The 13930-nt window shown below is 61.2% G+C and carries 12 protein-coding genes and 1 pseudogene; 3 read left to right on the plus strand and 10 right to left on the minus strand.

Translation table 11 applies throughout. The annotated features are described in order from the left end of the window. Positions 1-105: 105 nt before the first annotated feature. From GYK42_RS00190 to pilM, 4 genes and pseudogenes are all read right to left on the minus strand, one after another. Positions 106-1431, minus strand: a pseudogene (locus GYK42_RS00190) (type IV pilus secretin PilQ); the annotation flags it as partial. Between the two features lie 92 nt (positions 1432-1523). Further along, the gene (locus GYK42_RS00195; RefSeq protein ID WP_166445905.1) at positions 1524-2558 is read right to left on the minus strand and encodes a pilus assembly protein PilP; all 1035 of its coding nucleotides are present in this window, start codon (positions 2556-2558) and stop codon (positions 1524-1526) included. A 15-nt stretch (positions 2559-2573) separates the two neighbouring features. Beyond that, on the minus strand, positions 2574-3122 hold the full coding sequence (locus GYK42_RS00200; RefSeq protein ID WP_166445906.1) for a PilN domain-containing protein: 549 nt from the start codon (positions 3120-3122) through the stop codon (positions 2574-2576). Then, entirely contained in the window at positions 3119-3751 is a 633-nt protein-coding gene (gene pilM / locus GYK42_RS00205; RefSeq protein ID WP_166445907.1) for a pilus assembly protein PilM, read from the minus strand. Before pilM ends, GYK42_RS00200 begins: the two co-directional genes overlap by 4 nt. 300 nt (positions 3752-4051) lie before the next feature. On the opposite strand from pilM, the gene GYK42_RS00210 reads away from it, so the two are divergent. After that, positions 4052-6397 carry a penicillin-binding protein 1A gene (locus GYK42_RS00210; protein WP_046681678.1) on the plus strand — a complete coding sequence of 782 codons (2346 nt, stop codon included), beginning with the start codon at positions 4052-4054 and terminating at the stop codon, positions 6395-6397. Between the two features lie 166 nt (positions 6398-6563). On the opposite strand, the gene cyaY is transcribed toward GYK42_RS00210, so the two are convergent. After that, positions 6564-6893: an iron donor protein CyaY gene (gene cyaY / locus GYK42_RS00215; protein WP_166445908.1), complete on the minus strand. Its 330-nt coding sequence runs from the start codon at positions 6891-6893 to the stop codon at positions 6564-6566. A 40-nt stretch (positions 6894-6933) separates the two neighbouring features. Between cyaY and lptM the strand changes: the two genes are divergently transcribed. Then, entirely contained in the window at positions 6934-7116 is a 183-nt protein-coding gene (gene lptM, locus GYK42_RS00220; RefSeq protein ID WP_166445909.1) for an LPS translocon maturation chaperone LptM, read from the plus strand. Here the strand turns inward: lptM and GYK42_RS00225 are convergent. From GYK42_RS00225 to GYK42_RS00245, 5 genes are all read right to left on the minus strand, one after another. Then, a complete protein-coding gene (locus tag GYK42_RS00225; RefSeq protein ID WP_166445910.1) occupies positions 7113-7766 on the minus strand; it encodes a sulfite oxidase heme-binding subunit YedZ in 654 nt (217 codons plus the stop codon). The two genes, lptM and GYK42_RS00225, sit on opposite strands and share 4 nt — an antisense overlap. Before the next feature lie 9 nt (positions 7767-7775). Beyond that, complete coding sequence (msrP, locus tag GYK42_RS00230; RefSeq protein WP_166445911.1) at positions 7776-8753, minus strand: protein-methionine-sulfoxide reductase catalytic subunit MsrP; 978 nt, start codon at positions 8751-8753, stop codon at positions 7776-7778. 72 nt (positions 8754-8825) lie between these two features. Then, positions 8826-9977 (minus strand): c-type cytochrome biogenesis protein CcsB, encoded by a 1152-nt coding sequence (gene ccsB / locus GYK42_RS00235; protein ID WP_166446224.1) that lies wholly within the window; start codon positions 9975-9977, stop codon positions 8826-8828. A 64-nt stretch (positions 9978-10041) separates the two neighbouring features. Further along, a complete protein-coding gene (locus GYK42_RS00240; RefSeq protein WP_166445912.1) occupies positions 10042-12138 on the minus strand; it encodes a cytochrome c biogenesis protein ResB in 2097 nt (698 codons plus the stop codon). Between the two features lie 184 nt (positions 12139-12322). Further along, a complete protein-coding gene (locus tag GYK42_RS00245) occupies positions 12323-12994 on the minus strand; it encodes a c-type cytochrome (protein ID WP_166445913.1) in 672 nt (223 codons plus the stop codon). Between the two features lie 186 nt (positions 12995-13180). On the opposite strand from GYK42_RS00245, the gene yihA reads away from it, so the two are divergent. Next, the gene (yihA, locus tag GYK42_RS00250; RefSeq protein WP_166445914.1) at positions 13181-13924 is read left to right on the plus strand and encodes a ribosome biogenesis GTP-binding protein YihA/YsxC; all 744 of its coding nucleotides are present in this window, start codon (positions 13181-13183) and stop codon (positions 13922-13924) included. The last annotated feature ends 6 nt before the right edge of the window (positions 13925-13930 follow it).

Raw genomic sequence — 13930 nt, forward strand, 5'->3', positions numbered from 1 at the left:
CAATTCGATACCCGACTCCAATAAGTGTTGCCCCAAGATACATTCCGCATAGTCGCCATCAGTCCGCTTTCGTGTGCATTGTTACTTAAACGTAAAGATGTGACATTAACGTGTTGCTGGCTGATCTGCCACTATTTTCGGCGTAATAAACACCATTAGTTCCGTTTTTTCTTGACTGCGGCCCGTGCTGCGGAAAAAAACACCGAGCACGGGGATGTCGCCAAGAATCGGCACCTTGCTGTCCGTGCCCCGTTCGGATTGCTGATAAATGCCGCCCAGCACCACCGTGCCGCCGTCTTCCACCATCACTTGCGTGCGCACGTGCTTGGTGTCGATGGCGAAGCCGGAACGCGTTTCCTGGCCCACGCTATCCTTGTTGACGTCCACTTCCAGCACCACGTTGCCATCCGGCGTGATCTGCGGCGTCACTTCCAGACGCAGATTCGCCTTGCGGAACGTGATCGACGTGGCGCCGCTGCTGGTGGCCACCTGGTACGGCAGCTCAATGCCCTGCTCGATCAGCGCCAGCACCTTGTCGGCCGTCACCACGCGGGGGCTGGAAATGATCTTGCCCCGGCCATCGGCTTCCAGCGCGGACAATTCCAGGTTCAGGAAGCGGTTGGCGGCCGCCGAAAACAGGCTCAGGGCGAAGCTGGCCGGCTGCAAGCCATTGATGCTGGCGGCCGGCAAGTTGACAAATTGCGTGTTCGGCACGAAGGCGCCGCTGCCGGCTACCGTTTGCCCCGTGGCCTCGCCTACGCCCTGGTAGCTGCCGCCGATGGCCGCGCGGCGCCCGCTGCCGCCCAGGGAAAAGCCGGGCAACTGGCCCGCAGCCAGGCGCTGGTCCGTAAAACCCAGGCGCGCGCCCAGGTTGCGGCTGAAACTGTCGTTCGCCTCGACGATGCGCGCCTCGATCATGACTTGGCGCGTTGGAATATCCGTCCTGGCGATCAGCTGGCGGATCTGGTCCAGGCGCGCCGGCACGTCGGTGATGAACAGCTGATTCGTGCGCGGCTCGATCAGCACACTGCCACGGCGCGACAGCAGCCGGCTGCGCCCTTCCCCCGCGTCCAGGCCGAACACGGTACGGAACGCTTCGGCCTTCTGGTAATTGAGCTGGAAGATGGCCGACTGCAAGGGCTCGAGTTCGGCGATCTGCGCGCGCGTTTCAAGCTCCAGTTTTTCGCGCGCGAGGATTTCTTCGCGCGGCGCGATCCACAGCACGTTGCCATTGCGCCGCATGTCGAGGCCCTTGGCCTGCAGCAGCACGTCGAGCGCCTGGTCCCACGGCAAGTCGCGCAGGCGCACGGTCACATTGCCCGCCACGCTGTCGCTGGCGATGATGTTTTGCCCCGACGCATCGGCCAGGATGTGCAAGGCCGCACGCACGCCCACGTTCTGGAAATCGACGGAGATTTTGTCGCCCGCATACAGGCGCGGCGCCGTCACCTGCACCACGGCTTCCTGGGCAAGACCGCCGGCATGCAGACACAGCATGGCGGCCAGGAGCATGCAGGGCGGCCTCATGGCGCCGCCTCGGGCAGGCTGGCCTTGGCGTCGCCCGCCTTGCTCAACGACAGGCTGCCGCGCCGCTCGCGCCACCCGCCTCCCCCGTCCTGCAGCAACTCCTTGTACTGCAGCGCCTGTTCATTGATTTGCGTGACCTGGCCGTGGTCCGGCCCCAAGTACTGGCCCACCGTCACCCGGTACACGCGCTGGCCTGCCAGCAGCAGCGCGCTCAGGCGCCCGTCCTGTTGCACGCTGCCCACCATGCTGATGGCGGGCAAGGCCACGCTTTCCAGCGGTTCGCGCATTCGCCGCGGGTCGGGCCCCGCCACACCGCCCTGCTGAGCGGACACGGGCGTCGGCGGCAAGGCATTAAATGGATCGGCCAAGGCAGCCGCCTCGTAGGGATGCGGCGCGACAGCGGCAAGCGGACGCCAAGTTGGTGTTACTGCGGGCGCGCCCGCCTTGGGCGGCAATGCCGCTTGCGCCGCCAGCTCCCCCGCTTCGGGCAAGCGATACGCCTGCAGCACGGCGTCAAGGGTCAGCAAGCGATCCTTGCCGAGGGTCAAGACCAGCTCGTGCACCGTGACGATGCGCGGCAGGCGTGCCAGGTCCGCCAGCAACGCGCCCATGGCGTGGTAACCGCCGCGCAACTGTATGGCGATCGGCAAGGCGACATACGGTGCTTGCGGCCGGGCAACACCCGGCTTAAACAGTGAAAATTGCAGCCCACGCGACTGGCCTGCGGCGTTAATGTCCGTCAACAGCGCCGCCATCGCTTGCTGATCGGGCAATTGCTGTTCCAGCAGGGCCAGCTCGGCGCCGGCCTGACGCTGCTGCGCACGCCACTGCGGCAACTGGCTCGCCCTGGACTGCGCCGACAGATAGTCGGCGCGCAAGCGAGCCGACTCACTTTGCGCCACCTGCACGGCAGTCATCAGTCCAGCCAGCCATGCAAGGTGCAGCAGCGTGGCCACCAGCGCACCGGCCAAGGCGGCGCAAGCGAGACGCACCGGTAGCGGCCACAGCGACGCTGTCTTCAAGCTCAGCATGATCAACCTCCTGGATTAGGGTGCCAAAGCCAGCCGTATCGTCCATTCCACGGCGCCATCGGCCACACCGCGCACTTCCAGCACTTCCGGGCGGGACCAGGGCGCGGCCTGCTCCAGCGCCAACAACAGTGCCGCGACCTTGTCCTGAGACACAGCCTGCCCTTGCAGGCGCACCATCGCTGTTTGCTGGTGCACACCGTGCAGGGCCACGCCGGCCGGCATCGCCTGGGCCAGGGCCGCCAGCATGCGCACCCAGGCATTGCGTTGCTCTTGCAAACTGGCAATGGCTTGCTGACGCCGCAGCAGCGTCCCTGTCTCCCCCTGCACCCGCTTGCCGGCGGCGAGGACGGCATTGACTTGCTGCATGGCATGACGCCAGTCCTCCTGGCGGCGCAGCTGCGCGTCAAGCCGGTACTGCAGCCAGGCGCCGGCCGCCAGGGCCAGCAGCAATCCCAGCAGCGCCCCGCCCGCCAGTTGCCACAACAGCCACTGAACGCGCCTGCGGCGTGCCGCCTGGCGATACGGTAAAAGGTTGATACATGGCACTTCCGCCACGGCTTTCATCGGGCGTACCGGTGCATAGCCAGGCCCCAGGCCAACTGGTAGCTCAGACCGCCGTCGGGCAAGGCTTGCCAGCCACCTTGCGCGAGCGCCGCCTGCAAGGCCAGCGCCTCGCTATCCATGATGACGGGCGTCAAGCCGGCTGCCTTGGCCGCGTCCAGACGGCGCTGCACGCTGGCGCGCCGCGCCGCCACCAGCAGCACGTCGATCTCGCTGCCGGTCTGGCCGGCAAGCGGCGGCGCGGGTCCGAGAATGAAAAAATCCAGGCTGGCGTCTTCCAGCGGAAACGGCATGTATTGCGCCGCCTCCAGTTCCACGAGGATTTCCAGCTGCTCCTCCGGTAACCCGGCAGGCAGGCGGATCGCATGCGTGATCAGGGCCGTGGCCGGCATGGCCAGCGCCACGCGGGTGCAGCCGCTGCCACTGTCGCGATAAGCCTGGCGCACGGCATCGGCCAGGCCCTGCAGATCTTCGATATTGCCTTCAAGCATCACCCCTGCTGCCAGCGCAGAACTGCCGCAATGCCGGCACGACAGTTTCCCCCGCCGGCGTCTCAACTCGACCACGCGCACGGCATCGTCCGCGATGTCGACGCCCAGCAAGCCGGTGCCAAGAAAACTACTGATGGACATGTTTTTCATAGAGAAACGTCAGCGTGGAAGGAGGTCCTGCCATCCAAAAGCCTAGTCCTGGCAGCGCTGGCTTGTAAATGGATTTCACGCTCGTGTCTGCGGCGCGCGGCGCCTATCTGGCGGGGCCGTGATCTGGCGCAGGATAATTGTTACCAAATCCTGGTTGCCAGCGGGCCAATACACGCTTATATAGAGTATCGGCAAGTTTCGACACTCCCCCGGCAAGCGCCACGGCGCGCTGCCACCCCGGCAAGCTCGCTTATAATTGGCCGGCATAATTAACCGAAAGACATACGACGCATGACATCTTCAAAATCCGCTGGCCCCGCTGGCTCGAAGCCGCCCACCAAGGGCAGCAAACCCAAACGTTTCCTGCTGATGGCCCTGGCATCGCTGCTGGGCCTGGGCATCGTCGGCGTGCTGCTGGTGGTCTTCGGCCTGGCCATGGCCTATCCGAACCTGCCGGCGCTCGATACCTTGACCGATTACAAGCCCAAGATGCCGCTGCGCGTGTTCACGTCCGACAGTGTGCTGATCGGCGAGTTCGGCGAAGAGCGCCGCAACATGGTGCACATCAAGGATATTCCCGATGTCATGAAGAAAGCCGTGCTGGCCATCGAAGATGACCGCTTTTATGAGCATGGCGGCGTCGACTACCTGGGCATCACGCGCGCGGCCCTGCACAACCTGACGGGCGGCGCCAAGCAAGGCGCCTCGACCATCACGCAGCAGGTGGCGCGCAATTTCTTCCTGTCCAGCGAACAGACCTTGAAACGCAAGGCGTATGAAGTCTTGCTGGCCTGGAAGATCGAGAAAAACCTCAGCAAGGATCAGATTCTCGAAGTGTATATGAACCAGATTTATCTGGGACAGCGCGCCTACGGCTTTGCCTCGGCCGCGCAAATCTATTTCGGCAAGAACATCCAGGACCTGACCGTGGCCGAAGCGGCCATGCTGGCCGGCTTGCCGAAGGCGCCGTCGGCCTACAACCCCGTCGTCAATCCGAAACGCGCGCGCATGCGCCAGCAATACATCCTGCAACGCATGGCGCAGCTGGGCTACATCACGCCAGAGCAATACACGGAAGCCAAGAATGAAGAGCTGAAAGTGAAAACCGACAGCAGCGCCTTTGGCGTGCATGCGGAATACGTGTCGGAAATGGCGCGCCAGCTGGTCTACGAGCAATTCAAGGAAGACACCTATACGCGTGGCCTGAACGTCTACACCACCATCACCAAGGCGGACCAGGACGCCGCCTACATCGCCTTGCGCAAGGGCGTGATGGATTATGAGAAACGCCACGGCTACCGCGGCCCCGAAGCGTATATCGAGATTCCGAAAACCAAGGCCGAAGCGGATGACGCGATCGAAACGGAACTGGCCGACCATCCGGACAGCGACGACATCATCGCCGCCATGGTGCTGCAGGCGTCACCCAAATCGTTGCAGGCAGTCACCTCGGCCGGCGAGGAAATCACCATTACCGGCCCCGGCCTGACCTTCGGCGCGGCCTGGCTGTCGGAAAAAGCGGCGCCGAACCGCCGCATCAAGCGCGGCGCCGTGATCCGCGTCATGCAAGAAGGCAATGCCTGGGTCTTGACGCAGATGCCGGAAGTGCAATCGGCGTTCGTCTCGGCCAGCACCACGGACGGCGCCATCCGCGCCATGGTGGGCGGCTTCGATTACAACCGCAACAAGTTCAACCACGTCACGCAGGCGTGGCGCCAGCCAGGGTCGGCCTTCAAGCCCTTCATCTATTCCGCGTCGCTGGAACGGGGCCTGTCGCCGGCCACCATCATCAACGATGCGCCGATCTCGTTCGACGCTGGCCAGACGGGCGGCCAGGCGTGGGAACCAAAAAACTACGACAGCAAATACGATGGCCCGATGACCATGCGCAAGGGCTTGATGAAATCGAAGAACATGATTTCCATCCGCATCCTGCACAAGATCGGCGCCAAGTATGGCCAGGAATACGCGACGCGCTTCGGCTTTGACGCGGACAAGAACCCGCCATACCTGACCCTGGCCTTGGGCGCCGGCAACGTGACGCCGCTGCAGATGGCCGGCGCCTACGCCGTGTTCGCCAATGGCGGCTACAAGATCAACCCGTATCTGATCGCCAAGGTCACCGATAGCGACGGCAATGTCTTGTCGCAAGCCAAGCCGGACCTGGCGGGCGAGGAAGCCAACCGGGTCATCGACGAGCGCAATGCCTTCATGATGAACAGCATGCTCAACGACGTCGTGCGCTTCGGTACGGCCAATAAAGCCATGGCATTGAAGCGCCCCGACCTGGCCGGCAAGACGGGCACGACCAACGATTCCATCGACGCGTGGTTTGCCGGTTACCAGGCCAAGCTGGTCGGTATCGCCTGGATCGGCTATGACCAGCCGCGCAACCTGGGCAACCGCGAAACGGGCGGCGGCCTGGCCTTGCCGATCTGGATCAGCTACATGGCGAAAGCCCTGAAGAGCATTCCCGTCGAGGAACGCGCCGTGCCGGAAGGCCTGATCCACGTGGGCGACGAGTATTACTATGCTGAAAATCCACCGGGCACGGGCGTAGGCAGCCTGGAAGGCGCGGCGCGCGGCACGCCGGAGGAAGAGAAAGCGAAAGAAGCCGTGAAGAACGAGTTGTTTTAAACCGTAGGTCGGGTTAGGCCGCAGGCCGTAACCCGACACCACTCCGGCGCTCGCGCCAACCATGTTGTCGGATTACGCGCTTGCGCGCTAATCCGACCTACGCCTCCACAAGAAAAAAGGGCAGCCTGCAAAGGCTGCCCTTTTTTTATTGCCACGGCAGTCAGAATTAATTCAGGACCACCGGCGCACCCGCCTGCTCGCTGGCCATGGCCGACAGGGCCGCGAACAGTTCCGAGCCGTCGCGCGTGTTGATCCACTCGTCGCCCACGCGCTTGTAGTGGAAACCGCCGGAACGGGCGGCCACCCACATTTCGCGCATGGGGGCCTGGCTGTTGACGATGATTTTCGTGCCGTTATCGATGAATTCGATTTCCAGCACATTGCCGCTGCGGCTGCATTCGACGTCGAGCACGTCTTCATCGTTCAGCCGGTCCAGCGCCGCCTCGATCTGGGTCAGGGTGGCTTCGGCCAGGGCCAGGAATTCCGATTCGCTCATGCTACACTCCAAAGATCTTAATCAAACCGTGATTCTAATCGTGAAGTCATCCTCAGCGTTTTATATCGGCACCGCCATTGTGGTTTCTAGCGTCCTGGCCGGCTGCGGCCAGCCCGGTCCCCTGTACCTGCCCAAGCCGCCAGCGGCCAAGGGCGCGCCAGCCAAAGGCCCCGCCGAACCGGCGCCCGTGCCGCCGCCACCGGTGATCGTGCCGGCAACCTAAGTCGAGCGTACCGGGGTGGCAGCCTTGGCTGCCCTGGCGCTTTTCTCGCGCTTGTTCCAGGCGAAATAAACGCGTATTAGCAGCAGTAGCGCGACGATGCTGCCGAACAGGATCGGTTGCGCGAAATTATTCTTGCCCGCCTTCATCCACCAGAAGTGCAGGATGCCCAGGGGGGCGATGATATAGATGAGCCGGTGCAACCACTGCCAGCGCTTGCCTCCCAGGCGTTTCACCATGCCGTTCGTGCTCGTCATGGCCAGCGGAATGAGCAAGACGAAGGCGATAAAGCCTACCGTGATGAATGGCCGCTTGAGCACATCCTTCCACATTTCCTGCACATCGAAAAAGTGATCGAACCATAAAAACGTGGTGAAGTGCAGCGCCGCATAGAAAAACGCGAACAGGCCCAGCATGCGCCGTAGCTTGATCAGCCAATTCCATTGCGTAAAGCGACGCAAGGGCGTTACTGCCAGGCTGATGCACAGGAAATACAGGGTCCAGTCGCCCGTGCCGCGCGTGATGAACTCCAGCGGCTCCACCAGTTGCCCCGTGTACGTCAGACAGACCATGCGTCCAAATGGCAGCAGCGCCAGCAAAAAGATCAGGCTTTTCAGCAATGACAACTGCCTGCTCGTGGGATTGATGGCCATGGGCTTTCCTTAAAAGAACTTCTTCAGGTCCATGCCTGCGTACAAGGAAGCGACATCGTTGTAGCCATTGAACATCAGGGTCTTGCGCTTGCGTGCGAGAAAACCGTCTTCGCCGATGCGCCGCTCGGAAGCTTGTGACCAGCGCGGATGATCGACGTTCGGGTTCACATTCGAATAAAAACCGTACTCGGACGGCGCCGACAGGTTCCAGGAAGTGCGCGGCTGTTCCTTGACGAAACGGATCTTGACGATGGATTTGGCCGACTTGAAACCATATTTCCACGGCAAGACCATGCGCACGGGCGCACCATTCTGGTTCGGCAAGGTTTCACCATACATGCCCAGGGTCAGCAGCGCCAGCGGATGGTTCGCTTCATCGATGCGCAAGCCTTCCGTATAGGGCCACTGCAGCACTCTGCTGCCCACGCCCGGCATCTGCTTCTTGTCGGCCAGGGTGATGAATTCCACGTACTTGGCATTGCCCGTCGGCTCGACCTTCTTGATGATTTCCGAGAAGGAATAACCGACCCACGGGATGACCATCGACCAGCCTTCCACGCAGCGCAGGCGGTAGACGCGCTCTTCCAGCGGCGCCAGCTTCAGCAGCGCGTCGAAGTCCAGGGTCATCGGCTTCTTGACTTCGCCTTCGATGCTGACCGTCCACGGCCGCGTGCGCAGGGTGCCCGCGTTTTGCGCCGGGTCGCTCTTGTCCGTGCCGAATTCGTAGAAATTGTTGTAGCTGGTGGCGTCTTTATAGGCCGTCTGCTTTTCCAGCGCCGAATAGGCGGGATTGAGCTTGGCGGCCAGCTTGGGATTGGTGCCTTGCGCGAACGCTTCGCGGCTGGCCATTTCCAGCAAGGCCGCGCTGGACATCGAGCCCAGCGCCACTTGCTTGATGAAGCTGCGGCGCGATTCAAACACGGCACGGGGCGTGATTTCGGAAGAATACGGCAACTCAATGCCGTTGGGACTGCGCTTGATCAACATGGCGGCTCCGGAAAAAGGTGATTGGATATACCTTACACCAGTTTTTCCGGGCCGTTCATGACGCTTCTGTCATTAAAGTTTTCCGTAAGAATGCAGACCAGAAAGGAACATGTTGACGCCTAGAAACGCGAAGGTCGTCACCAGCAATCCCACCAGCGCCCACCACGAGGCGACGCGACCGCGCAAGCCCGTCATCAGGCGCATGTGCAACCAGGCTGCATAGTTGAGCCAGACGATCAGCGCCCACGTTTCTTTCGGGTCCCACGACCAGTAGCCGCCCCATGCTTCGGCCGCCCACAAGGCGCCCAGGATGGTCGCTACCGTGAAGAAAGCGAAGCCGACGGAAATGGCCTTGTACATGACGTCGTCGAGCACTTCCAGCGACGGCAAACGATCGACCAGGTAGCCGCTCGACTTGAGCAGGTAGGCTGCCGCCACCATGGCCGACAGGGCAAACGTGCCGTAACCGATGAAATTGGCCGGCACGTGGATCTTCATCCACCAGCTTTGCAGGGCCGGCACCAGCGGCTGGATTTCGGCCGCGTCGCGCGTGACCGTGTACCACATCAGGAAGACGACGGCCGCCGAAATGACCAGCATGACGAAGGCGCCCAGCTGGCGCGTCGCGTAATGCTGCTCGTAGTACAGGTAGAACATGGCCGTGATCAGGGAAAACAGGATGAACACTTCATACAGGTTCGACACGGGAATATGGCCCACGTCGGCGCCGATCAGGTAAGACTCGTACCAGCGCACCAGCATGCCCGTCAGGCCCAGCACGACGCCGGCCCAGCACAGCAGGGAGCCGACGGACGAGCCGAATTCCGAGCGCGCCACCAGGCCGATCCAGTAGAACAGGGTCGACAGCACGAAAAGCGTGCCCATCCACAGGATGGCGGACTGGCTCGACAAGATGTATTTCAGGAAAAATTTCTGGTTCGCCATCTCCAGGTGGCCCGCGTACAGCTCGATGGCGAACAGCGACAGCACGGCCGCCACAGGGATCAGCCAGCGCACGGGCTTCCAGTACCAGCCCAGCCACGCGAAGGTGGGCGCCGCGGCCAGCAGGATGGCTTTTTCATAGATATCCATGAAAGCGCCAAAACGCATCAGGCCGACCAGGGAGGCGGCCAGCAAGCCGGCGCCATAGAGCCAATCGATCAGGCTCAGGCGCTTGAAAAATCCTGGTTCCTGCGTATATATTTGCTTGTTTGCCAATTCCATCATTTTCTCCATTCCCGGCAACGCCACAGCGTCCCGAAACTCAGCCAATCCAACTCAGCGCAGCTTACGCCGATTGCGGCAGCTTTGCCTTCAAAGTCTCAAATTCTTTTTCAAAATCCAGCGTCTTGCGTTGCGTGCTCATGGCCATCAACGCTTCGCTGCCGCCCTCGCCATCCTTGATCCACACCCACAGGCGGCGCTCGCGGATATAGAACATGGAAAATACGCCGATCACAAGGAACAGGCAACCGAGGTAGACGACGCTCTTGCCCGGCGAACGCGTCACCTGCAATACAGACGCCTTGATTTCCGTGAAGTCGTCGAGCTGCAGATACACGGGTGCGCCATAGAAGAAGCTGTCGGACAAGGCATTCGTGGCCAGCTGCAGGAAGCGGCCGTGCTTGTCATCGGCCTCGATGGCTTTCAAGCCATCCTGGGCACGCGCCGCCTGCCACAAGTCCCACAGGCTGCCATTCAAGATTTTCATGAAGATATCGGCCGCTTTTTCTTGCTCGGCGGCAGGAATTTTCTCCAGGAAACGCGAAATGGCGAGGAAACCGCCCTCTTGTCCATTGCCGGCAAAGATGCCCAGGCTTTTCGCGGCCGATTCCTGCAACTGGCCGCGCAAGGCTTCCGCGTTCGCCTGCGGCATGGCGCGCGCCGCATAGCGCGTGGCCGCCTGCTGGCGCAGCGCGGGATCTTGCAGCGCGGCACGCAAGCGCATCCATTCGTTCACGCTGTAATTGTCATCGGCGGGAATGCGCAGATAGCTGAACGGATCGCTGGGGTTGACGCGCATGCCGGCCAGGAACACCGTCGTGCCATCGACGGTGACGGGCTGCATGTAGTTCTGGTACTCGCGCGCCTGGCCTGTCTTGTCGCGCAATTTGTATTGCACCGAGGGACCGACGTTCTTGAGATCCTTGTTATTCGCGTTCTTCGCGGCCGAGCCGAGGCGCTTGTCCAGGCCGACGGAGAATTTCTCGTTGAAACTTTCCGCCTTGCTGACGGCGCGCACATCCTGGCCCGCGCTGAGGTTTTCCACGTTAAACGGACGGAAACCCGACCATTCCACCGTGTAGGAATTGCCATCGCTGCGCTCGAGCGGCGTGCTGCCGCCCACTTCGCCGCCGATATCGAAGCGTTTCGTCGTCTTGCCCGTCATGGGAAAACCCGTCAACTTGAGCTTGCTGCCGCCATCCTCAAAGCTGGACTGGTACAGGGCCAGGCCCTTGTACAGCAGCGGCTGGTTGACTTTGATGGTGGCAGGGAAAGTCTCGCCCGTTGCATGGTCGGTGATGATGACATCGCTGGCAAACAGCTTGGGCATGCCCGTGCTGTAGAAATCGATATGGAATTTCTTCAGCAGGATGGTGATCGGCAAATCCTGGATCAGCACGCCATCGGCCTGGGGAATGATGGCCGTGTTGCTCGACGAGCCTTCCGGGATCATGGTATTGCCGCGGAAAGTAGGGTTCGACAGGCTCAAACGGTGCTGGGCGGGAATATCGGCGATCACGCCGCTGCCGGAAAATGGCGTCTTGCCGAAGAACCATTGCTGTACGCGGATCGGCATTTCCGAATCGAGCAAGCCGCCCACGCAGATGATGACGATGGCGCCGTGGGCAAAGATATAGCCCCATTTATTGGCCGCGCCCCGCTTGGCGGCGACCAGGGTGGCGTTGTCCTTCTCGACCACCTTGGCCGCGTAGCCGCTGTCTTTCAGGCGCATCACCATCTGCTGGGCCAGCACGGCGCGCGGCAGCGGCGCCTGCCACTCCATCTTGTGGTGGAAATTGCGCAACGATTGTTCGCGCACGGTTTCGCGCCAGCTGCGCATATCCTTGAGCATCTTCGGGGCATTGCGCACGATGCACAGCGAGGTCGAAGCGACGAGGAAGCCCATGATGACGAGGAACCACCAGGCCGAATACACGGAATACAGGCTCAGCTTGTCGAAAACGGCGAACCAGAACGGACCGAACTGGTTGACATAATTGGGCATGGGCTCGTTTTGCTTGAGCACGGTGCCGATGATGGATGCGACGGCGATCAGGGTCAGCAGGCTGATGGCAAAGCGCATCGACGAGACCAGCTCGACGAATTCAGCCAGGCTGCGGCGTTGGGTCTTTAACTCGATTCCGGTCGTGCCTGTGCTCATACGTGAATACTCATACGGGATATGCAATCTTCAAGAAAATGTGGCGTGGAGCAGATAGTTTCTCCGCGCAAGGCGGCAGCATACTCCTGTTTGGCCCCTGCCATAAAAAAAGGCAGCCTGTTGAAACGGCCGCCCTTGATCATGCGCGCTGCTGCGCCTGGCAATCTCTTGCCTCTATGAAAACTTACTTCAGGCCGGCGATGTAATCGGCCACGGCGGCGATCTCGTCATCCGACATGCGGGCGGCGATGGTGTGCATTTGCGCGCTGTTCTTGCGGGCATCCGCCTTGGTACTGCGGAACATCGTCAGCTGGGCCACCGTGTAATCCTGGTGCTGGCCGGCGATGCGCGGATACTGGACGGGAATGCCATTGCCCGTCGCGCCATGACAGCTGGCGCAGGCGGCAACTTGCTTGGAAGCAATGCCACCACGGTAGATTTTCTTGCCCAGGTCGATCGTGTCCTTGTTTTTCGCGGCGCCCGGCTTGGACAGCTGCGCGCCCAGGTAGGCGGCGATATTTTTCTTGTCGGCGTCGCTGAGCATCTTGGCGTACGTCGTCATGACAGGCTGGTTGCGCTGCGGCGTCGTGAAGTCGACCAGTTGCTTGTAGATATAGTTTTCGTGCTGGCCGGCCAGCTTAGGATTGACCGTGATGGTCGAATTGCCGGCCGCGCCATGGCAGGAGACGCAGGCAGGCAAGCCGCGCGCCGCATCGCCATCGGCGTACAGGGTAGCGCCCTTGGCAGCGTCGGCCTTGACGGCCGGTTTCGGTGCTTCGACCGCGGAGGCAGTTGCCGATACAGCCAGCAAAGCGAGCAGCATGGATTTGAACAACGGTGAAAACGCACGATTCATTCAGGCACCCTGAGACAGTGAGAAATTAGTGGTGGACATTGCCGCGCCCTGTGGATTTTTGCTTTATTTTCAGGGCCGCAAGCCGCATCGCTGCTACGCCGGCAACAATAAACAACCCCTTATTGTACAATAGCTTCTTGGCGTTATCGCTCCCTTATCGCTCCCTTTTGTTGCTTTACTACTCCCATGTCAAAACTCTGGCAAGCCCGCTTCTTTACGACCGTCAACCAATTGCGTGACCTGCCCGATACCACGGTGCCGGAAATCGCCTTTGCCGGCCGCTCCAATGCCGGTAAATCGACCGCCATCAACATCTTGTGTAATCAGAAAGGCTTGGCGTTCGCCTCCAAGACACCTGGTCGTACCCAGCACATCAACTACTTCTCCATCGGCGGCGCCCACGTGGCGCAGCACCGCAAGGATGCCACCATCGTCGAAGAGATCGAATGCCTGCTGGTCGACTTGCCGGGCTACGGCTACGCGGAAGTTTCGGGCTCGGCCAAATTGCACTGGCAGCGCCTGCTGGGCGACTACGTGCAGCGCCGCGAGCAGTTGGCCGGTTTGATCCTGATCATGGATTCGCGCCGCCCGTTCACCGACCTGGATATCCAGATGCTGGAATGGTTCGCCCCGACGGGTAAACCGATCCACTGCATCCTGACGAAAGTCGATAAGCTGAACCGCAATGAATCCGTGAATGCCTTGCGCCAGGCGAAAGCCAAGCTCGACAGCTATGTGGATGAAGACGGCGTCGGCTTCCCATTCACCGTGCAACTGTTCTCGGCCCTGAAAAGAATCGGCATCGACGAAGCCAACGACAAGATCATGGAACTGGCCGGCATCAGCGAAGACGGCGCGGCCCAGATGGTCGAACTGATCGACATGGAAGACGACGTCGAGCCGGAAGCGGGAACCGACAAACCGGCTTGATCGAAA

This window comes from Janthinobacterium lividum (genome assembly GCF_011601275.1).
Taxonomy (GTDB): domain Bacteria; phylum Pseudomonadota; class Gammaproteobacteria; order Burkholderiales; family Burkholderiaceae_D; genus Janthinobacterium; species Janthinobacterium lividum_E.

Coding starts and splice junctions, on each gene's coding strand:
- cyaY (WP_166445908.1), bottom strand. CDS start 6,893: ATGAGCGAATCGGAATTCCTGGCCCTGGCCGAAGCCACCCTGACCCAG.
- GYK42_RS00245 (WP_166445913.1), bottom strand. CDS start 12,994: ATGAATCGTGCGTTTTCACCGTTGTTCAAATCCATGCTGCTCGCTTTG.
- pilM (WP_166445907.1), bottom strand. CDS start 3,751: ATGTCCATCAGTAGTTTTCTTGGCACCGGCTTGCTGGGCGTCGACATC.
- GYK42_RS00195 (WP_166445905.1), bottom strand. CDS start 2,558: ATGCTGAGCTTGAAGACAGCGTCGCTGTGGCCGCTACCGGTGCGTCTC.
- yihA (WP_166445914.1), top strand. CDS start 13,181: ATGTCAAAACTCTGGCAAGCCCGCTTCTTTACGACCGTCAACCAATTG.
- ccsB (WP_166446224.1), bottom strand. CDS start 9,977: ATGGAATTGGCAAACAAGCAAATATATACGCAGGAACCAGGATTTTTC.
- GYK42_RS00225 (WP_166445910.1), bottom strand. CDS start 7,766: ATGGCCATCAATCCCACGAGCAGGCAGTTGTCATTGCTGAAAAGCCTG.
- msrP (WP_166445911.1), bottom strand. CDS start 8,753: ATGTTGATCAAGCGCAGTCCCAACGGCATTGAGTTGCCGTATTCTTCC.
- GYK42_RS00200 (WP_166445906.1), bottom strand. CDS start 3,122: ATGAAAGCCGTGGCGGAAGTGCCATGTATCAACCTTTTACCGTATCGC.
- GYK42_RS00240 (WP_166445912.1), bottom strand. CDS start 12,138: ATGAGCACAGGCACGACCGGAATCGAGTTAAAGACCCAACGCCGCAGC.
- GYK42_RS00210 (WP_046681678.1), top strand. CDS start 4,052: ATGACATCTTCAAAATCCGCTGGCCCCGCTGGCTCGAAGCCGCCCACC.